18 protein-coding genes and 2 pseudogenes are annotated in these 21,522 nt (G+C 35.5%); all 20 read left to right on the plus strand.

The features are described from left to right. Window positions 1-46: 46 nt before the first annotated feature. Window positions 47-6,441: pseudogene (locus tag LFLEISCH_RS10475) on the plus strand (DNRLRE domain-containing protein); the annotation flags it as partial. A gap of 319 nt (window positions 6,442-6,760) precedes the next feature. Then, window positions 6,761-7,414, plus strand: coding sequence for a hypothetical protein (locus tag LFLEISCH_RS10485; protein ID WP_040504842.1), 654 nt, complete (start codon window positions 6,761-6,763; stop codon window positions 7,412-7,414). Window positions 7,415-7,861: 447 nt separating this feature from the next. Then, window positions 7,862-8,218 (plus strand): hypothetical protein, encoded by a 357-nt coding sequence (locus tag LFLEISCH_RS10490; protein WP_007476225.1) that lies wholly within the window; start codon window positions 7,862-7,864, stop codon window positions 8,216-8,218. Window positions 8,219-8,459: 241 nt separating this feature from the next. Beyond that, entirely contained in the window at window positions 8,460-8,723 is a 264-nt protein-coding gene (locus LFLEISCH_RS15955) for a hypothetical protein (RefSeq protein WP_007476227.1), read from the plus strand. Window positions 8,724-8,869: 146 nt separating this feature from the next. Next, window positions 8,870-9,211, plus strand: coding sequence for a hypothetical protein (locus LFLEISCH_RS10500; RefSeq protein WP_007476229.1), 342 nt, complete (start codon window positions 8,870-8,872; stop codon window positions 9,209-9,211). A 434-nt stretch (window positions 9,212-9,645) separates the two neighbouring features. Beyond that, window positions 9,646-9,999: a hypothetical protein gene (locus tag LFLEISCH_RS10505; protein ID WP_007476231.1), complete on the plus strand. Its 354-nt coding sequence runs from the start codon at window positions 9,646-9,648 to the stop codon at window positions 9,997-9,999. A 105-nt stretch (window positions 10,000-10,104) separates the two neighbouring features. Beyond that, window positions 10,105-10,977 (plus strand): annotated as a pseudogene (locus LFLEISCH_RS14740) (RHS repeat domain-containing protein); the annotation flags it as partial. Window positions 10,978-10,990: 13 nt separating this feature from the next. Then, window positions 10,991-11,701 carry a hypothetical protein gene (locus LFLEISCH_RS10515; RefSeq protein ID WP_007476235.1) on the plus strand — a complete coding sequence of 237 codons (711 nt, stop codon included), beginning with the start codon at window positions 10,991-10,993 and terminating at the stop codon, window positions 11,699-11,701. A gap of 654 nt (window positions 11,702-12,355) precedes the next feature. Beyond that, window positions 12,356-12,586, plus strand: a complete 231-nt coding sequence (locus LFLEISCH_RS10520) for a hypothetical protein (protein WP_007476237.1) — start codon at window positions 12,356-12,358, stop codon at window positions 12,584-12,586. Window positions 12,587-13,224: 638 nt separating this feature from the next. Beyond that, window positions 13,225-13,818, plus strand: coding sequence for a HEAT repeat domain-containing protein (locus tag LFLEISCH_RS10525; RefSeq protein ID WP_007476239.1), 594 nt, complete (start codon window positions 13,225-13,227; stop codon window positions 13,816-13,818). A 1,120-nt stretch (window positions 13,819-14,938) separates the two neighbouring features. Further along, on the plus strand, window positions 14,939-15,421 hold the full coding sequence (locus tag LFLEISCH_RS10530; RefSeq protein ID WP_007476241.1) for a hypothetical protein: 483 nt from the start codon (window positions 14,939-14,941) through the stop codon (window positions 15,419-15,421). After that, complete coding sequence (locus tag LFLEISCH_RS10535) at window positions 15,414-16,424, plus strand: hypothetical protein (RefSeq protein ID WP_007476243.1); 1,011 nt, start codon at window positions 15,414-15,416, stop codon at window positions 16,422-16,424. Before LFLEISCH_RS10530 ends, LFLEISCH_RS10535 begins: the two co-directional genes overlap by 8 nt. 12 nt (window positions 16,425-16,436) lie before the next feature. After that, window positions 16,437-16,943 (plus strand): hypothetical protein, encoded by a 507-nt coding sequence (locus LFLEISCH_RS10540; protein WP_007476245.1) that lies wholly within the window; start codon window positions 16,437-16,439, stop codon window positions 16,941-16,943. A 255-nt stretch (window positions 16,944-17,198) separates the two neighbouring features. Further along, window positions 17,199-17,969, plus strand: coding sequence for a hypothetical protein (locus tag LFLEISCH_RS10545; protein ID WP_007476247.1), 771 nt, complete (start codon window positions 17,199-17,201; stop codon window positions 17,967-17,969). A 273-nt stretch (window positions 17,970-18,242) separates the two neighbouring features. Further along, the gene (locus LFLEISCH_RS10550; RefSeq protein ID WP_007476249.1) at window positions 18,243-18,515 is read left to right on the plus strand and encodes a DUF3885 domain-containing protein; all 273 of its coding nucleotides are present in this window, start codon (window positions 18,243-18,245) and stop codon (window positions 18,513-18,515) included. Then, a complete protein-coding gene (locus LFLEISCH_RS16510) occupies window positions 18,502-18,771 on the plus strand; it encodes a DUF3885 domain-containing protein (RefSeq protein ID WP_159099766.1) in 270 nt (89 codons plus the stop codon). Before LFLEISCH_RS10550 ends, LFLEISCH_RS16510 begins: the two co-directional genes overlap by 14 nt. 260 nt (window positions 18,772-19,031) lie before the next feature. After that, window positions 19,032-19,268, plus strand: a complete 237-nt coding sequence (locus LFLEISCH_RS10555; protein ID WP_007476254.1) for a hypothetical protein — start codon at window positions 19,032-19,034, stop codon at window positions 19,266-19,268. A gap of 86 nt (window positions 19,269-19,354) precedes the next feature. Then, window positions 19,355-19,720, plus strand: a complete 366-nt coding sequence (locus LFLEISCH_RS10560) for a hypothetical protein (protein WP_143211960.1) — start codon at window positions 19,355-19,357, stop codon at window positions 19,718-19,720. An 864-nt stretch (window positions 19,721-20,584) separates the two neighbouring features. Further along, window positions 20,585-20,995, plus strand: coding sequence for a YxiG family protein (locus LFLEISCH_RS10565; protein WP_007476257.1), 411 nt, complete (start codon window positions 20,585-20,587; stop codon window positions 20,993-20,995). Window positions 20,996-21,105: 110 nt separating this feature from the next. Continuing rightward, a complete protein-coding gene (locus tag LFLEISCH_RS10570) occupies window positions 21,106-21,483 on the plus strand; it encodes a hypothetical protein (RefSeq protein WP_007476259.1) in 378 nt (125 codons plus the stop codon). Window positions 21,484-21,522 lie beyond the last annotated feature (39 nt).

A 21,522-nucleotide genomic window follows, 5' to 3' on the forward strand; every position in this document is an offset into this window, starting at 1 on the left:
TTCGCAAAAGACACGGATGAAGGTAGAGGAAAAACGAACATGAGGTAAGGATGAACGAACAAGAAACAGGAGATTGTTTACGACAATCATGATTGGAAGTTTACAAAGTCAGATTTTTCAGAGCCGATTCATGTTGAGGTTGATGGTGAGATGGAACGCGTCAATCCAGAGCTGGAGAAGGACAGTGTAACGGAGAAAATTGCACCTAAGCAAACGCAATTAGATATTGAATTTTTAGAAAAAATGGAAAACGGAATTTATCAAAAGTTAACTCAAGCGGGTGCAGAAGTGACGTTTGCTTTAAAATCCGCGAAACAAGGCGAGGAAGAAATTCCTGTCACGAACCAGGACGCCACGTTTAAGGATAATGAAGTGACGTATAAGGATGTCCTTCCTCACACGGATTTAAGGCATTTTACTTTTAATCAATCGGTGAAGGAAGATCTTGTTTTATCTGAAAAAAATGACATTGATACGTATATTTATCAAATTGAAACGAAACTAAATGTGAGTCAAGTGGAAAATGGAGACCTCGTTTTTAAAAATAAAGATGGGGAAACGATATACACATTGCCAAAACCAGTGATGGCGGACTCTAATGTGGACGAGGAGTCTGGTGAGGCGGCGACTTCAGATGCGGCTCATTTCGAATTAAAGCCACTTACGAAAACAGTGTATGAATTGCAGCTAAAAGTGGATACCGTGTGGATTAATGATCGTGCGCGTGTTCTGCCGATTTACATTGATCCTTCTGTTCGCGTAGATGATATTTATAATGCGAATATTAATTCTCTACGTCCAACTGAAAATAACATTGGGAGTAAATTATGGGATTCTGGGCAAAATGCCTACACGTTAAAATTAGGAAAATGGGATAGTACGACGGGGAACAATGGGGCTTTCTTGAAAATGGATACGTCGACATTAAATAAAGCCACGATTTCAAAAGCGACTTTAAAAGTGTATAACATCTGGCATATGTCGCCAACCGTGAAAAATGATCTTTGGTACTATGAAGTAAATGCCAATTGGTCTCCGTGGCAAGTGACGTGGGATAATCAACCTGCAAGCACGCGTCTTGGAAGTGTTAACGTTGGCCGAGGCGAATGGGCGAATTTAGATGTGACTAACACCGTACAAGCTTGGGCGAGCGGTACGCGTCCGAACAATGGTTTTCGTCTTGGAACCAATATTGACCAAAATTACTGGAAGAAAATTGTAGCCAGTGAAAATAATACAAACTATCCGTATTTAGAAGTGACCTATACGTATACACAACCTGAAAAACCAACCGTCACCACATATTCGAATGGCATTGGGACAGGTACAGGGTATATGGATGTATCTTGGAAAGCTGTTCCAGGCGCAACCAGTTACAATGTGGTGATTTCCAATGGTTATAATTATGAATATTTTAATACCGGAAGTACAGCTACAACATGGAGCACAAAAGGGAAAAAGATTTTCCCGACAGCTGCGGAGATTCAAAATGGTGATTTTGAATTTCATGAAGACGGAAAAGGCACCGAGTTTGCCCTTGATCCAAGGGAGCTTTATGAAAATGGTTATCAGGCGGGCAGTACATTTGGACTGCGAAATTCTACCAAATATTTATTCCGCATCCAAGCGGTTTATAATGGTGGAGAAAGTCCGTTTTCAGACTTAGTCACGACCTATATGCCGATTGAAAAGCCGCAGCCGCCAAATGCGAAAGCTTATGCGAACTTGGCGCATAAAGAAACAGGCTATGTGGAGCTGAACTGGCAACCAAGTCCAATGGCGGATGGCTATAAAGTTCTTGTTTTTAACGGAAAATATTATGAACATTATGATGTTGGGGCGGCGACAAAATGGACGACGCAAAATAAAGGGATTTGGCCGACCAGTTCGGAAATTAGTGCTGGGAAGTTTGCGCTCCATCAAGACGGGGCAGGCGCAGAATTGCCCAAAGATCCATCGCCGGTTTACCGGAATTCAGGCGGTGTTTACGGGGAGTACCAAAATTATTGGTTCCGTATTATTGCCTACCAAAAAGCGGGGAACAATGCGGCTAGTGTGCAATCAGAAACCGCACGCCCGGTCATTCCGGATGCGGTGAATAAGCAACTGGGTATGGTGGATTATTGGACGAGTATTCCTGTTCGCGGCGGGGAAGTCAATGCGACAAACGGGAATTTCTTATTCCATGAAACGGATTTTGAACTTGCAGGACGTGGACCAAGTATTCAAGTGGACCGGACGTTCAACAGCCAAGATGAGGCAACTGGAATTTTCGGGAAAGGCTGGACAAGCACACTCGAGGAAAAACTGGTGGAGGAGCCAAATGGCAACATTGTCTGGGTGGAATCGGATAAGAAAATCCATCGTTTTGTTAAAAAAGGGGATAAATACGAGGCGCCGCCTGGGATTTACTCGGAAGTGACGAAAACAGCGGACGGCTATTTGAAAGTGGAAGAAGATAAATCGGAAACACGCTTTTTACCAGATGGGCGTCTTTCTTCTGAAAAAGATACGAAAGGTAATCAGCTCAGCTATACGTATACGAATGGTCAATTGACTGGCCTTCGCGATGCTTCTGGGCGGACGATAACACTTACTTATGACGGAGATGTTGTGACGAAACTGGTTGGTCCTCTGGGAAGAACTATTACTTATAGCTATAATGCGAATAAGGAACTGACGGCTTCTTCGACGGCGCGAGGCAAATTGTATCGATACGGCTATACGGATGGCTTATTAACGGCAATTTATGATCCGAAACATACGGATGCGTCCCCCTATGAAACGACATTTAAGTATGACGGTGAAAAGTTAATTGAAATTAAAGATCCTATTGGTAAAACCACTACGCTTTCGTATGATAAGGATAACCAGACGGCGACTTTAACGAATGAGAAAAAGAAAAAAACGATTTATGAATATAATGATGCTGGAAATCCGAAAAAAGAAATTGTAGATGCGGACGGCTTAAAGCTTACGACGAGCTACACGTATGAATCGAATAATTTAACAAAAGAAGTGAATCCAAAAGGGCAAGAAGAAACGTATTCGTACGATGCGGATGGAAATGTGACGCAAATGACGGATGCTTACGGTACGGAGTCCTATACGTATAATGACAATAATGATGTGACGAGTGCGACCGACACCGAAGGGCGCAAGACGACCGTGGCTTATGACGGAGCGGATGCGGTGTCTGAAACACTGGCGACGGAAGGACAGGTTTCTTCTGTTACTCAATACGATGCATACGGGAATCCGGTTCGCGGTAGCGGAGAGCTCTCTTCTGGCGGGAATTTACTTCAAAATAGTGGGTTTGAAAAAGAGTCGAACTTAGCGAACTGGACGCTCCTTCAATCGGGGGCAAAAGGTGGGCTGGCATTTGATGGCACGCAAATGGCGCCTGGTGCACTTGGTGGTAGTGGTGCGCTTAAGGTGACGAGTGAGGCGCTCACAACTGAAAAAGGCTATTCGGCTGCTACTCAGCGTGTCGATGTAGAACCGAGTACGACTTATACGTTTAGTGCTTGGACGAAAACTTCCGCGATGACGAACGCAGATGGCATTTTGATTGTGAGAATGCAAGATGCAAACGCGAAAGATATTACGGATGGTAGCGTTTGGCAGTCTAATCGCCCTACTTCGATTAAAAATAATAGTGGCTGGGTCAAACGCCAAGTCACGTTTAAAACATCGCCCAACACGCGTCAAGTACTGCTTTATTTAGACAATGAGCAGGCCGCGCCGAATAAAGGGAAGGGCACGGTTTGGTACGATAATGTTCAGTTTGAAAAAGGGAGTGTGGCTTCGAGTTATAATCCGGTCACAAACAATAGTTTTGAAGACCATAATGGCAGCGTTCCAACAGGCTGGATACGTACTGGAAACACAGCTTTAACACAAGCGAAAGTCGTTGATAATGAAAGCTTTAGCGGCGATAGTGCGGTTTATTTTGAGCGAAAAGCCACAAGTGAGGCCTACACGCATATTCTTCAAGATGTTCCCATTAATCAAAAAGAAGCGAAGGCGCTAACACTAACCGCCCTTTCTAAATCAGAAAATGCCAAAGCAAATGGCTCCACCGCTACGATGTCAAACGACTACTCCATTTGGGGAACCATTTATTATCAAGACGGAACCACTTCTTCCGTACAAGGACAATTCCCACTCGGCACCAACGACTGGAACCGAAGTGCAGTCGTGATAAAACCTACCAAACCTATTCGGATGATCAAAGCCTACACCATCTTCCGAAACGGATTAACAGGAAAAGCTTGGTTTGATGATGTGCGCGTGATGGAAGGCGAAGTGCTCACACGCGAAGAATATGACGCATCAGGTAATTATGTCACCGCAAGTTACGACGAGGAAGGCCGTAAAATAAGCTTTACCTATGACGCTTACGGCAATAAAACGTCCGAAACCGATGAAAAAGGGAATCAAAAAACACTCACCTATGATGCCGATAATGCCCTTGTGAACACAACACTCGCAAATGGCACATCCGTTTCTTACAAATATGACGACAACGGCAATACCACAGAGAAAAACGTCACTGCTTCTGGGAAAACGCAAAAAAACAGTTATACCTACGACGTAGACAACAAGATTACAGCGTTCACCGATGCACTTGGGCGGACAATTCAGTACGAATACGATGCAAGCGGCAATGAGACAAAGGCTATCATGCCAAACGGGCGCATAACCGAGAGTACGTACGATTCAGCAGACCGCATGAGCGGCATCAAGTGGAACGACGAACCAGCGTTCAAATTCCAATACGATCCAAACGGCAACCAAACGAAAGTCACTGACGAAATTAATGGTATCGTGACGGACAAAACCTACGACGACGCAGACCGTATTACACAAGTAGCCGAACGCGGCGGTCAGATTAGCTATTCCTACAAAGATAAACCAACCAAAGACAATAAAGGGAAGACCGACAAAGTGGGCGATGTTTCCATTCGTCACGGCTACTATACCGCAAAAACCAGTTATACGTACAACGATTTAGATCAAAATACACGTGTGAATGATGGCAACAAAAACGCCTATTTTGAGTTCGATGAATTCGGCAATATTGGCGTCTACACGGCTGGCAACGGCACAGCCGCCAACTACACGTATGATAGTACGCAAAAGGTCACCAATGTAGCTATTGGAGATGCAGATGGGGATACTATTTTAGACGAAACATACACCTACGATGCCGCAAGCAACCGCACGAGTATCGACAACAAAAAAAGCGGAAAAACCACCTATGACTATGATGCCGTGAATCAATTAACCAAAGAAAGCCTACCAGACGGCACCATCAAATCCTACACCTATGATGGTTTTGGTAATCGCACACAAGTCCAAATAACCGGGGCAGAATCGAAGACCATTGCCGCCACGTTCAATGATGGCAACCAGCTGGTACAATTTGGTAGCGATAGATTGACTTATGATACTAATGGCAACCGAACGAGCGACGGGAAATTCACTTATACGTGGGATACAGGCGACCGTTTAATCAGTATTACGAAAAAAGGTGAAAATAGTCCCTTTGTCCGTTATACTTATGATGATGACAACCGCCGCTTATCTAAAACAATGGACGGTATGACCACCAATTATCATTATGACGGCGATAGCATTGATGTATTGTATGAAACGGATAGCGCGGGACAAGTGCTCCGCCAGTATGTTTATTCCGACAACAATATTCGCCTCGCCATGAAAATGAATGGCAAAACCCTTTACTATCACTACAACGCGCATGGTGATGTGGTGGCGATGACCGATGAAAACGGCAAAGTGGTCGCGGAATATGCCTATGATGCATGGGGTGTTGTCCTTAAAAGCACAGCCACAACAAGCGAGGCACGCGCTAACCCGTATCTCTACGCAGGTTATACTTATGACAAAGAAATCGAGCAGTATTACTTGATGGCTCGTTACTATGAACCGGAACAAGGTGTGTTCACCGCTTACGACCCAGACCCAGGCGATGAAGACGATCCACAGACGATGAATGGGTATAATTATGCGAATAATAATCCTGTGACGATGATTGATCCAGATGGAAATATTGCCGTTGCATGGTGGGTTGTGGCCGGAGGTATTGGTGCTTTTGAGGGAGGAGCCCAGTATTTACTAACAACCAAAAAGAAAACATGGAAAGGATTTGGAAAATCTGTATTATCTGGCGCTGCATGGGGAATCGGATTTGGAAAGTTTTATAGAGTTGCGAAATATGTTAAGTCAACGAAAGTAGTTAAAAAAGGAATAGACAAATTTAAAGGGACTAAAGTATTTAAAAAATTTAAAGGCACTAAAGTGTACAAAACGTTTGCTAGGAAGAAAAAAGTAAGTAAGCCATCTACCCAGCGTAAAAAATCTAAGAAAAAAGAAAAAAAAGTCGAAAGAAAAGATGATTTGACAAGGAGGGGCTGAGTTGTTGTTAATATTTTATTTATTAATTATCATTGTTTGCGCTTTTGTTTGTATAGCTTTAGAAAGTAATAAGCAAGGAAAACGAGGATTATTATTTTGGTTAGTTTTTGCAACGGGAATTTTTTTTTTCAATTCAAGCTGGTCGAATGTTTTTTTGAAAAATAGAAGTAGGAGCTTCGTGGAACAAGGATTAAATATGCTGGCTTTTGCTGACAATTGTCGCTTATTCAAAAAGTTTATGGTGTGACAACCAATTACCACTATAACGGCGATAGCTTGAATATAATGGAGATTCTAATAATTAATGGAGGATATAGACTTGATTTTAAAAATGGTGAGAATTTACAGTGATGAAGACACAAGAAAGATAGATTTTAATGATGTATTTCATATTCAAGCTGAATCCATGTGTGACATGTTTTCGAGCCTACTTTCTAAGAAGAAAATAAGAGCAAAGGCTGCTGTAATCAATATTACTTGTAAGTCTAGTGATAAGATAGAGGATATGTTACTAATTGATGGTTTCTTGGATGTTGATATCGCTTATAATTTAGAGGATTTTAATAATCTATCTGAACAGAAGAAAAGGAGCATTCAACTAGAGATTATTATGTTAGGATTACGAAAAGCTAGCTCATTTTTAAATTTAAATTTAGAACCTTTCATAGAAGTTCAGAATGAGATTGTTCAGTTGAATTATCTCAATAGATTTATATGGAAAAAGCCAAAGTATTCACCTGATAGAAAGAAAAAAGCCTATATCCAAGTCGAATGGGGGACACAAACTGTGAAAATTGATTTAGTTGTGACTGACAAAAAAGGAGATTTGCTATTAAAACAAAGTATCCCAGTAAACCATCCAGGCAGAATGGGGCTAGATATATTAGGAAGTCTTAATTGGTTAGATAATGATATTATTGAAATAAGACATCAATATATCAAAAAGGAAGTTTATAAATTTACGATAGTCTAATAATTGCTAGAAGTAGAAAGGTTAATAAGTTAGATAATACTAAGAACTATTAATTATTCTTTCAAGGGCTATAAATTTCCAATTAGTAGATTTTATTGGAGGGCTATTGAAGTTATGGAGTCAGTTGGATAAATAGCGCTTAGCTCAGAAGCTTATGGGATACGAGTAACCTAGATAAGGTAAATCCAATGAATTTAAGCAAGCATCTGTACACATGTACGATAGTGTATAGGTGCTTGTGAAATAATTAAAATAAATGCTACCATTAGAACATACATAGTGGCACCATTGCCATGGCCAATGAAGAAGGCAAAGTTAGTTATTGCAGAGGATGTATGAGAAGTTGTCCTGAAAAACACAGCCACGACAACCGAGGCATGCTCCAATCCAGACTCAAACACAAGGTTAAACTCTATTACTATCAAAAAATGTATTGTGGAGGAAGAAATGGAATTTGTATTAGACCTAATAATTAATTTAATTACACTACTCAACTTTATTGGTGCTAGTTGGATTTTAAAATCAGATAGAAGGAATTTAAATAAAATCATTGCGATAACTAATATTGTTGGCATGTCCATTGTAGGAATTGCTTTTTTTATTTCTAGTAGCGATTCGGTTCATTTTTATCACTATGTTGAATTAGGAATAAGTTGTGGAATTACTGTCACGTTACTTATTTTTAATATATTAATAAAGAAATTTGGAGAGACTACTTTGTTGATAGTGTGCGTGTGGCTATTATCTATTCTTAACTTGGTTGCCTATATTGTCTATGTTGTGTTGACCTTTATATCATATTGAAATTAGCAGGATGGTTACACTAAAGTGAGATGCATTGCTAACTAAAATAGGAAGCGTCGTAATAATGACTTAGCATACTGCAGATAAGTAAGACTATCTTTTTCAGGCAAGGAAAATACCAAGAAAAAGTAGATTCTAATTTAAAAGTTGTAGTCCACTTTGCGTAGTTTTACTCAAAGTTTTAGATGCATGTATCATCTCATGCATCTAAAACTTCAGATATGGTCAAAATAATCCCGTTATGCACGTCGACCCTGATGGACATTGGTTTTGGCTCGCAATAAATGCCGGTTTTGCCGCTTACGATGGCTATAAAGCTTATAAAAAGACGAAAAGTTGGAAAAAAGCTGGAATTGCACCAGTTAAAGGTACGATTGCTGGTGGTAAGTTTAAGTTAGCTAAATGTGCAGGCGGTGCATTAAATAAAGGCTATCGAGCAGCTCGTTCTTACTATTTCAAGAGAAAAACGAAAAAACAAGGTCCTTTTGTACCAGCAGAATATTAGACACGAAATGCACCTAAGATGGGAAGACCAAATTCTCGAATTTTGCATTATAAATTGAAGAACGGAGTGAAAGAAAAGTCAACTGTTATTTATGATAAATACGGGCGCCAGAAATATCGAATAGAAAATAGTGGGAGGGAGAAGCTGTGACGATATGGAGAAAATTAAATACTATAATAGCTGAAAATTCTTTATTTGTAGAGGAAAATTTAAATAAAATTACAAAATTTACATACTATATAGAAAACGAGGAAGTGGCATTAATAGCTTCTTTCAATAGAAAAAATGATAGTATTGAAGTAAAGTTTTTAGGTGTAGAGGATTTAAAAGTAAACGCTGATTCAAGTGATCAATATTTTTATGATATAGGAATTGATACAATTTCTGATTCGCAACTAGAAAATATTAATTACTATGTCGAGGACTATGAATCTCAATCCATTAGATTTTATTGCAGGGAGATTGAAGTTATGGGGTCAGTTGAATAAATAATGCCCAGATTAGAAGCTAGTGCGAATACGAGTAACTATATCTAATGAACGTAGGTTAGCCCCTGTACAAAATGGTATATGTGCTTGTTAACTCTATTTTTGCGTTGAAAATGAGTTTACTACCAATTCAATACGACGTGACGCACGGAGCATCATAATAATGACTTAGACAGAAAAGCAAGTCTATCTTTTTCACGCAAGGAAAATATCAAGAAAAAGTAGATTCTAATTAGTCAACTATATGCGTACTTTTACTCAAAGTTTTAGCTGCATGTGTCATCTCATGCAGCTAAAACTTCAGAATTAATAATAAAAAAGGGAAGTTTGAAAAAATATCCGCACATTATTTGTCATTGCCACGTTTTTTTATTGATGATAAGATACCAGGTTTATTTTTACAAAAATACATAAGACCATTAGGATGGTGAGCAATGGATTTTATTTTAGATGTTATCATTAACTTTGTAGCATTTGCCAATTTTATGTTTCCTTCTGCTAAGTTGAAAGGAAGGGAACAATATATTGAAAAAAGTATAGCAGTACTTGGGCTAATAGGTATGTCTATGGTAGGGATAGGTTTCCTCATTTCAGGAACAGATAAGGTGCATGAATACATGTATGTTATTTTATTAGCAGAATTATGTATACTATTAGCTAATATAGTGACAAATAATTTGATTCGGTGGAGATCAACCAGTAGATTAAAAAATATTTGTATTTTAGTTTTAATTCTAACCAACATGCTTATATATATTAGTTATATAGTTTTGACATTTATTATATAGGTATTATAGTTCTATTCTAAATACTTATAAAACACAATATGAAGTTACGCTCCTATAGGTTTCACGCCTAAATTCTAATTCATTGTTTGATTCTCAAGCAGATGAAAAGTGTTCCGTCAATATGTTTATTCCGACAATAACATTCGCCTCGCGATGAAAATGAATGGAAAAACCCTTTACTATCACTACAACGCGCACGGTGATGTGGTGGCGATGACGGATGAAAATGGCAAAGTAATCGCGGAATATACCTATGATGCATGGGGCGTTGTCCTTAAAAACACAGCGACCACAACCGAGGCACGCGCTAACCCGTATCTCTACGCAGGTTATACGTATGACAAAGAAATTGAACAGTATTACTTGATGGCTCGTTACTATGAACCGGAACAAGGTGTGTTCACCGCTTACGACCCAGACCCAGGCGATGAAGATGACCCGCAGACGATGAATGGGTACGATTATGGTCAAAATAATCCCGTTATGCACGTCGACCCTGATGGACATTGGGTTTGGCTAGTAGTAAATGCCGGTTTTGCTGCTTACGATGGCTATAAAGCTTATAAAAAGACAAAAAGTTGGAAAAAAGCTGGAATTGCAACAGTTAAAGGTGCGATTGGTGGCGGTAAGTTTAAGTTAGCCAGAAAAGCAATGGGTGGAACTTTTAGGGTGGCTAGTAGGGTAACTGGTAAACATAATGTATATACTTTGAATCATAAAGTAACAAAGAAACCAGTATATGTAGGAAGAACAAAGAATATTAAAGCTCGTAAACGTACTCATGCCAAGACACACCCAGATACCTATATGGAAGTTAGAGCCCGAGGCATTAGTTATGCATCTGCTAGGGGGCTAGAACACAGATACTATCTTAAATTAGGTGGAAAGAAAAAATTACGGAACAAAATTCGCCCGATTTCTAAGAAAAATAGAAAGTATAAAGAGTATATGTCTCAGTCAAGGAAATATTGGCGTTAAGGAGGTACTTATAGTGACAAGAGAGGAATTATTAACTTTGCATGATATTTTGACAAAAGATATCGATAGCATTGAAAATCCAGATAATTTAGAGATAGTGACAGAAAGAATTCATGAAGCTCTTTCTCTAGATCTAAGGCGGTTTAAAGAAAAACAACTCTCAAATGTATCAGTTCGAATGAAAAAAGCGACAAAAGTAAAATTTTCATTGGGAGATGTTTTTCAAATTTATTTAAAAGAGAACAATGTTTATAGTTATGCAATGTGCGTGAAAGAAGAAAGAGAGGAGGAAATTCTTCCATACCATCTTTTTGCATTTTTTAATTACTTTACTCCGGAAGAAGCAACGATGAAAGAACTATTTAAGTACTTAATTCGTGAGAATGTAGGTATGTTGTCTGATTGCGGTATAACTGGCATATTGAATGGGGAGTGGCAGAAAGTAAGCACTTTGTCACCCATAGGCTATGATTTTTCTAAATTAGAATATGTAAGTGCAGAAGATGGTGGGGTTTTGCGGCCAAATGAAATGACATATTACAAAAGTATTGGAGATCCTAACAATGGAGAATTTATTAAAATTGATCCTGAAGAAGCGAGAAAAATAAATAATCCATATGGTAGTCCCGGTCAACATTGGATAGAAATGTTCTTGGAGAATATGTACAAAGGGATTCATATGTTAGATATTAAATCTGATGAAGACACGGAAGAGGAAATATAAAATAAGTAATAAATTTTAAAAGTAAGTTATTACACAATATCATGAATAATATATTCTAGTAGATACGTGTGTCAAACAAGAAATAAGCGATTTAAACTAGGCTATATTATGCATTATGAAGTTCTTTTCCGAGGGTTGTGAATTTAGGAGGCAGCATCTATACAACTTTGTATAGATGCTTGCTTTAAAATAACTCTATTTTACAATTGGAAAATGACAAAAAATTGTGTTATCTTTTTTGAAGATTTGATGGTTATAAAGCTTATAAAAAGACGAAAAGTTGGAAAAAGGCGGGCATCGCTACAGCTAAAGGAGCTTTAAGCGGTGGCAAGTTTAAGTTAGCTAGAAAAGCAGCACGTGGTGTACGGCATATGGGTAGAATAAATAAACCTTTAAAAGTAAAGATTAAAGGGTATTCTAAACATGGTATACATTAAGCTATATCAAGGAATGGTAGAGGCGTTAAAACATCTGCACAATTATCTACAATTCGATCACCTAGGAAAACCATTGTCCAAAAACGAGGCGGAAGTAGAAGAATTCGAATGGAAGGAAAGAGAAGTATAGTTGTAGTGAATATGAAAAGAAAAGTAGTTACAACAATGGCTCGTGGAAAAGGAAATACTAGGATAAAGAGAGTGAGGTAATAATTGGATGAAGGCAAGGCAAAAAGAATTATTGTATGATTTACTCAAAGAATTCCCAGAATATATCGATGAGATAGAAAAGAATGGCGTAAACAATCTTAGTTCTGAAAGCGTAGAAAAAATTATAGATATATTTCTTACAGCTTTTACAAATTACGGTTTAGAAGATGATGATGAACCAAATAAATATGGTTTAGAAATAGAAGATTTAATTGATATAGTTAATGATGCTGATTGATTGTACCTACTTTAAAAGGAGTTAAATCTGATGCTTGAGTATGCATTAAAACATTTATTGGCAATTATAGTAGCATTTACCTTTATCATTCTAAGTATTTTTTTGATAAAGATAAGTTACAAAATAAAATTATTTCATATGCTTGCCTAATAATAGGATTTTTATTTATTTTTGTTGCAACTATATATTTATATGGCTTTATATGGTGAAAGGGGAGTATAATGTTATTTTTAATTTTTCTAGTGGCGATTTTAAATTTAATATTCTGCTGTTTTCTGATTCATCGGGAGAGGAGTAAAATTATTTTTTCCCATTTATTATTGTTATTTTATCTGGTATATATGTGATAAATCAGTTCCTCATTGATACGTCTAAATGGTAAGTTAATTATTCTGACTTTCAAAGTGATAAATGAAATGACAAAGTTTTATTTATTAAAGTACAGTTAAAACAAAGCGAAAGAAAAGCAGTGGGGGAGAGTGCCTTGATAACAAATGAAAAAATTTTACAAATAGATAGTATGGATGCTAAACAGCTACTTAAAGAACTAAAAAAAAACAACCTAATAAATAATGAATATTTTGGAGTGTCATATTCTTCTTCTAAATGAGCTATCTAAATTTTCAAAAGGAAAAACTGTGGAGAAGACTCTCTTAGAATTTACAGAAAGCGAGTATCCAGTTTTAAGAGCTACTGCATTCGATGCTTTATTAAAAAATGGTCATAAACAGGTTATCCATGCGGCAATAAAACACTTAGAGGATGAACAGAAAGTGGTTATTCGCTGTATAGAACTGTTAGGCTACCATAATAAAAAACAAATCGTTCCACGGCTCATAGGATTTCTTAAGGATGAACGAGAATGGGTGAGGTTTTATTCAGCAATTAATTTAGGGGTCCTTTTAGAAAATAGTAATAAGGTTTTAAATGTTTATATTCACCAAGAAAATAATCCTGTTGTACTGGTTGGGCTCTATTATGGGATTGCCTATCAAGTTACGGAAGATCAAGAATACATTCGCTTGATAGACCAAATAGGGCAGATACTACTTGAGACAGAGAAGGGTGAATATAAAATGACAATCATTGATATTCTTGCGGATTTAGCTTATCCAGAATACCAAAACAATGTTTTTACAATTTATAATGAGTTCACGAAAAAAGAAACAGATGAAAAAACAAAAAATTATATCACTGGAGCTATTCAGCTAATAAAGAATCGTAATTCATAATGCATATATGGAACAGATAGTAGCGAAGAATTTTAATAATTGTTAGTAACCCAAAGAGTGTCTCTAAATTGGTGAGGCACTCTTTTGTTTTTAAAAATACAAGCATGATGTTTTAATGCTAGGACAAGTGTTGGTCTTGTTAGATTTGTTATCGTTTTAGAATTGATTTACCATAAAAGAGCAAAAACAAATGAAAGGGAATGGTATATTCAATATCATGGTTAGTATAAATAATTAGTGGAATTTGAGTCATGTTATAACACTCTAGTTAAGCCTTAAACTTGTAAGTGGTCTTTTTGAAAAAAATGTAATTCTGCCTAAAAGATAAAAAATAGGCATTCTGAGTAGATTATAGTAATTTATTTCATCATTTAAATCGCGTGAATCCATTCTGGCTCTAAGCGTGAAAGTATATATTTTGATTGACAAGTTAAAATCTTTTTGTTACATTTTTGTTACGATAATGAAACGGTTAATGAATTCTTCAACAGCGTGCAGTAAATTGTATCGGCGTAAAAAATGAAAGAAAAATAACATGAAAATAGAAGAACGCAAATTTTTAGCGTTAATTCTTTCTGAACATCATTTAAAATTAAAATGGAACGAGATTTAATGAGACGGAAAAAGAACAGATAAGAGAAATTATATTAGATTATTTTATCAAGTATGGTTTGATGAGGAAAATGATGTTGTTAAATCTGGTTGTTACTTAGCGTTATTTCTTTTAGTTTCTGATGAACAGAAAAAAGCTTATATCGAGCTATTGGAAAATCTCTTATTAACTTCGAGTGATGAAATAGCGAGATTTGGGACCATCAATTCATTAACTGATATTACTTCAGAAGAAAATTCTGAAAGGACATTTCAACTTTTTTTAAAACAGCTGAAAGAGGAAAAGGACATAGAAAATCAACAAGTTTTAAAAAATAGTATAAGATTATTAAAATATTGGCTTTAAATCTAATGCTCATAAGAACTTGTAGTAAATTAAATATGAAGTGGTGGTAAACCAGATTTTTGTGGAGAATCAAATCTACTATTTTAGGATATTTTGTATATGGCATAGGGTTATATTTGTTTAATATTGGAAATTTCAAATCAACAAGAGGGAGAATGACAGATGAAAGAATATCCGCACATTCATTTATCGTTGCCACGTTTTTTTACTGGTGATGAGTATTACCGGGTTTATTTTTACGAAGATACACTTGTTTTTGTAAAACTAGGCGGGCAGTTTCATCATGAAAATTTGCTTGAACAGGCGGGGCTTTTTGGCGCCATTTTATTCTATATTCCGTACAAAATAGCTAGAAAGCGTCAGGAAAAGCGAGAGGCTTATGTGGATGCTGTTTTAGTAAAAAAAGGAATGAAAGCTTTACTTAAAGAGCGGAAAAGTTTTCAATTGAAGCAATCTGAAATCAAAAAAATGATTTTTCGTACAAATTGGAAAACGCAAATTTTTTCCAATTATGATAAACATCTTCATATTTTAAAAAAAGATGGAACGAGCTTGAAAGCAGGCATTTCGTACGGGCAATCGAAAAATTATGTTTTAAATAAACTAACAAAAAAGGGCTATTTAGTGGAGGAAGAGAATGAGTAAAGAAGAATTTTTGGAATACAAGCCAATTCAAAATGAAGGCTTTGTGGGTGAGGTCATTTTTGAAGATTGGGAAGACGGAGAAGATGTTTTTACCGATATGAAAAAAATTGTGGCTAATGATGCGATGACGATTATTTTACAGAGTAAAAAAAGAGTGAAGCAATTTCTAAACGAGGAAAACATTCCTTTTAAAATCCATATGACAGAGATTTATTTACATTCACCGAATCCTTTTCATGTAGTGAAAGTGTTGGAGGAATTTTGTGTATATGGCGGAAGCAAGTATATCACCTTGTTTTTAGGGCGTCCGTGTGAATTTCGTTTAGAACAATTTGGGAAAAAAGGAAAGTGGGATATTGGCCGCCATTTAAGCGGCAATTCGGTGGCGATTACTTTACTTGGAAATGATCCTGTTCTTTACGTATCTGCTCAAAATGAACAAGATTGTGAAAACTTTATGGAATTGATTGATACGCGTCTTGATGACCAAATTATTCCATTTATGACATATGAGGAAAATAGTTCCTTTGATATTGCTGTTCCGCCAGACTTTTTAAAAGAATTTGATTTGCCGGATGGAAATTTCAAACGTATTTTTGCGCGACTTTTAAATGATCCAAATGAGGGGGGAGATGACACGCTACATAAGTTGTATGCAGATGATGCCCTCCAGATGATTGCGATTTCAAGTTTTTATGATGACGTTTTGGATGAGTTACAGATTGATTACCATTTGGAAAACAAAATGTTGCTATCAGAGCCAGTAATACCTGATGTTCGCGAAGATACACTTGAAAAATTACATTCAGAAAGCTTTATGGACCGGGTGTATCTTTTCTATGCTAGTCAGCCAAATTATCAAGTGAAAAAAGGCCAGCCGAGTTCCCTTTTCAAAAAAATATTTTCAAGCAAAGCTACTCTTGATTTTAATTTAGAAAAGAATGGAAAGGCAGTTGTTCTAGTTTTGGATGGTGAGCTTGCGATTATCTATGAAAATGAATAAGGAGTGGGAGAAATGTTGAAAGAGCAGCTATACTTTGTCAAAAAAGCCAATTTATATGAGATATATACTGATGCAGAAGATACAGATACTTTTGCCGTAGGTTATATACGAGAGATTTATCCTGATTTTTTATTACTGGAAACCTATGATAGGACAGGAAATTTTGATGGGTTTCGATTCATTTTAGTTGAAAATATTTATATGATTAAAGAGAAAACACAGTATTTAAACCGATTTGAAGAAATCGAACCAGCTTCAGCAACATTGCCAACTTGGGATGCTGGAATGGAAGTTTTAGATAAAATTATATTTTGGCTGTGTGAAGAGCATATTTTATTTGAAATGGAAACTTTTGAAGGGGAGATATTGGTGGGCTATATGGAAAGCTACCATTCAGGCGTGATAAAAATAAAGCATATTGGCGCGAATGATTTGAAGGCGGATGGTTGGGCATACATTATGCGAGATTCCATTTCAGAAATTAGTATTGAAACATGTAGGTTAGCCATTATTAAATAGAGAGACATACATCGTAGTTGAGTATGAAAAACGGGCAGAAATTCGAAAATAGATTTCTTGCCCGTTTTTGGGGTGAAATGAGAAATTTCGATACAAACCAAAAAATAAAGGAGTGTATTAAAAGAACATGGCTATAAAAAAACTATACATCCTATCCATATTAGGTAATAAGGAGAAATATAATGAAAAAAATCAGGAAAAGATAAAAATTCACTGTATATTTTTAAAAAAAGTGGCGGAATAGTTGCTGAATATGTGATAGTAGAAGATGAGTTAAACATCTTTTTTGGAAAAAATATGAAATATAGAATCAAAGATCAATCTATTAGGCACGAGGATTTTAAAGTGGTTAAGGCAATCGAAGAGGACGGGTGCTTATATATTTACTGTTATGGCACTAATGCTGATGATCTGTTTTTTGTAGCATCTCCTGAGAAGCAATCAAAATTTCAAATTGGAGAAGGTGTTCAGGATTATTTAGTAGAAAATGGTCATATATACATTGTTTTCTCAGAAGAAGGTATTTTTTCTGGTGAAGGTAACACAAAATTTTCAGAATCGATTTTTGTACAAATAGATACACGGAGAGAGACTATATTACCTTTATTACCTACAGATATGCAGTCCGCTATCATTGATGTTTATGGTATCTGTTTTGACGGAGAGAGTACAATTAGATTATTTTACTGTGGTGAGATAGTAGAGGAGTCCGACTATTCATACGAAGATTTCTATTTAGATTATAATATACGAACTAAACAAATCACAAAAAATCGGCAACTGGATTCTAACATCTTGTGTGTAGGTTTTGCGAATGATAGTTACTACGTTTTAGAAAATTCTTCTAGTAAGGTGAAAAAGGGAATTGTACTTGTCACAAATCAACACATGGAAGTTAAGTCAAAAATTTTTATTGACTCAAATACTTGGAAAAAGATAACCAGAGTTAATCATGGCTATGAAGAATTTATTTTAGAAAGTAAGGATTGCTACACAATATTAAATTTGAATGAGGTTAAAAAGTAAATGAAGCGATAATAATTTTAAGCGGTTTTAGCAAAGTAGTACTAGAAAGAAAAGAATATTATAATGACTTGGAAATTTCAGGAACTACTAGAACGGATTGTAGATTTTGTTGTAAAGTTTTATAAAAAATGAGTGGAAAACCGAAGAGTTCCACGAATCTAAGAAAAGGCAATGGTGATTATATTGATGCTGGCAAGTTTACAAGCAGGTTATAAGGTGAGAATGGTTGGATGATTGAAATCCATTTTAATAAACATAAAGGAGGAATACAGTTTGAATGAAAAAAAAGACTTCATTCATTTACTTCAAGAAGAGGGGATACGCTTTGAGGTAGGGAACCCTAATTTGTTATCAACTTCTTCTCATTATATGGAGCAGGTTGATGAAAGGTCTGTGGCAATATTTTATGAGTTATTTGAAGAAGATGAAGATATCCAAATTATGATTCATGACTATCATAAAAGAAAAACTCGTTCCACTGGAGTAATCAAAAAATTTATTAAGAATAAAAAAATTAAAGTACACATCGAAAGTGCGAAAAGTTAACGGGATAGAAAGCTATTTTGAAATTAATATTAGATGCAGGGTAAATGAAATTAGAATTAAGCAATTACTACATCATATTGCTTCAAAAGATATAATAGGCACTCCTAATTCTGATTTAGATTACTTTATTATCGGAGTGACAAATAAACAAATCTATCATTTATATGATGATCGCGGGCTGGATATCTTTTTGCCAAGTGAATCGAGACGTGCTGATATAAAAACCAAGTATCAGAGTTGGGTGCTCAGCGAGTAGATTATCTCTTGTTACGTTTTAGTTTATAAGTGATAGTATTGCAGGAGAATTGAGGTTATGGAATAATGCCTGGCTCAGAAACTAATCGGAGTAAGCATAACTTAGACAAAGTATCAGTAAATTTACTAAAGGTGGAAAGAAATGTCAGAGATTCTGGATTAGGTACTTGTCGGATGCTGAAATCTCGGTTAGATACAGTTCAGCAACTGGCGCTTGGAAGAGAGGGCATGAGAAAGAATTGAGAGGTAGGGAGATAAAAAATGCACGAAAACGAAAGGGATAAATGGGTCATAAAATTACTATCTGACAATGATGCGGATGTAGAAATAGTAGAAGATTTTATTTTAAAGCTTGATTCTAATGAACAGTTAAAAAGATTGTTACAGTTTACTGATTCTCGGAATAGTGAAGTTAAACTATATGCATATGAGGAATTAATTTGCTTTTCAGACGAAAGAGTTTTAGAAGCAGCAGGTCGAGGGTTAGTCGAGGGTTAAACGAAAGTGATGAGCTAGTTAGAATTGCTGCTATAGAAATTATTCAAGAACAAAAAGATTTAAGGCAATTAACAAAGATAATGGAATTGCTAAAAAATGATGAGAATGAGTTAGTCAGATGTTTTGCTGGTGAGGCCATTGGCGTTTTAAGTGAAAATTTAATCGAGTTTTTAGAAGAAAGAATCCCTTTTGAAGTTGATAGTTTAGCGCTTGTAGGGATATACAGTTCACTTTATAAATTAGGTAGAAAAGAATATCTAATACCATTATTAACGTTGCTAAAGGATGACTATCACATCATGGTCATACGCACGATTATCGCGTTAAAAGAAATTCTAAGTTTAGAAAATCAAGATTTAATTTTTGAGGCAATCACTAGATTGAAAAGTCAAGATTTACCAGTTTCGATTAATGATGCATTAGCGCGTTGTTTTCCAGAAAATCATGCTTAGTTTATAAAGAAAAATGATGTCTTCAATGAACAGGAGGATAAAATGGACACGGTTTTAAGATTAATAATTGACCTAGAGTTTATTGGAATAATTATAATGTGTATAATTATTATAAATTTTAAAAAGAATAACTTTTTTACTAAAACTATTCAAGGATTGTTACTATTGAGCTTAATTGCTGTTACAAGCATAACAATGTTTTTTTAAGAAAAGAGGAGGTTTTAAATATGCTATACGTTGTTATGTCAGTATATCTAGTGTTTTTATTAATATTAATTATAGGCAATAATAAAGAAACAAAAAAAACAAAGAAAAGAGGTCTTAGTAACCTGGCCATCATCATTTTCTTAGTCTCTTTTGTTTTGTATTTGATAGTGTTGGCGCCTAGGCTAGGCATTTAGTAAAGATGGAAATGCGAGTAGCAGAGGTAAACAGGCTACTGTTTAGAAGGACTATTAAACCTGATAAAACCTTTTAAAAATGACCTACAATACAGTAGATATATTGTGGAAATTGAAAAAATAATTATCCTCACGTATTTTAATTACCTCATGAGGTTAATATTTACTTTAAGCTGTACATATTAGCTGTTAGAATTATATGGTCAAACCCTATCAATATCAAAAACTGTATGAAGGGTGGGTTTTGACACGAAAGTGAAGAGTAACAAAACGGTGACTAATAGATTTAAGAATGATGGATTAGGTGGGCCATTCTATAAAGAATTTCTTACTAAAATAAAGGAATCATTGGCAGATAAGCTACGTATAGTAATCACAGGGACCTAACTCATATGAATTTAAGAAGAGAGTCCACATGAAAATATTTCTAAAATAATTAAAAAAAGTGGAGGTAGTGGTTTGCATGAAATTACATAAGGAATTGAAAAAACTAGAAGAAACTTTAATTGAATATCATAGTATCGATATTAAAAGAAATCAAATCAAATTCCAGTTAATAGATCCAGATTTTGATAAGAAAATAGAGCTGATTTTTAATAAAGTTAGTGGTTTTTATTTTGTAAATGGGTATGAGCTAAGCCGATATTCTACAAAAGATTATGAATACGGTGAGAAAAGGGAATTATTATCAGTAGTATATGATAATTCAAAGGAACAAAAATTAATAATTAAATCCAGAGATACTTTTTATAATGGTTTTGATGTTAGCTTTAATTTTACTTTAGAATTTATGGAGGGACTTTTACTGATTGAAGCCGATGAAATAGAAATTGATGGTGTAGGATACAATCATCTAATCAATCATATCGGCTAACAGAATGCTAGATAATAAAAATATTCCTTTGATAGCTTGCCAAGCTATCTTTATATTCAGATACAGTTGAGTGGTAAATTTAAATTTTCTCGTAAAGTGAGGTATGAAAAATGTTTGAATGGAGAAACGATAAACTTATTAATGCTCATTTTAATGATTTTAGTGTAACTAGGTGCAGGGCTATCATCTCACTAAATTTTAGAATAGAATATGATGAATTGTATAAACAAACACCAATTATTATTCTAGATATAGCCTACGGGGAAGATGAGTTTGAAAAAATTATTAAAATGGAGTTTTATGGAGTAGATTCCTTAAAAGTAAACACAAGTTTTTTTCCATATATACAAGTAATGGGCTTTGAAATAAACAATATAAGAGATACAGGCTCAGAAAAAAAGTATGAAATTAATGATTATGAGGATGGAATCTTATATTTTGTTTGTGATGAAGTTAGGATAGTAGCTATAAATGAGGTAGATACTTGATTAATTCAATTTTAAATATAGGTATACATCTATGGTAAC

Origin of the sequence: Listeria fleischmannii subsp. fleischmannii LU2006-1, assembly GCF_000344175.1 — a bacterium.
Taxonomy (GTDB): domain Bacteria; phylum Bacillota; class Bacilli; order Lactobacillales; family Listeriaceae; genus Listeria; species Listeria fleischmannii.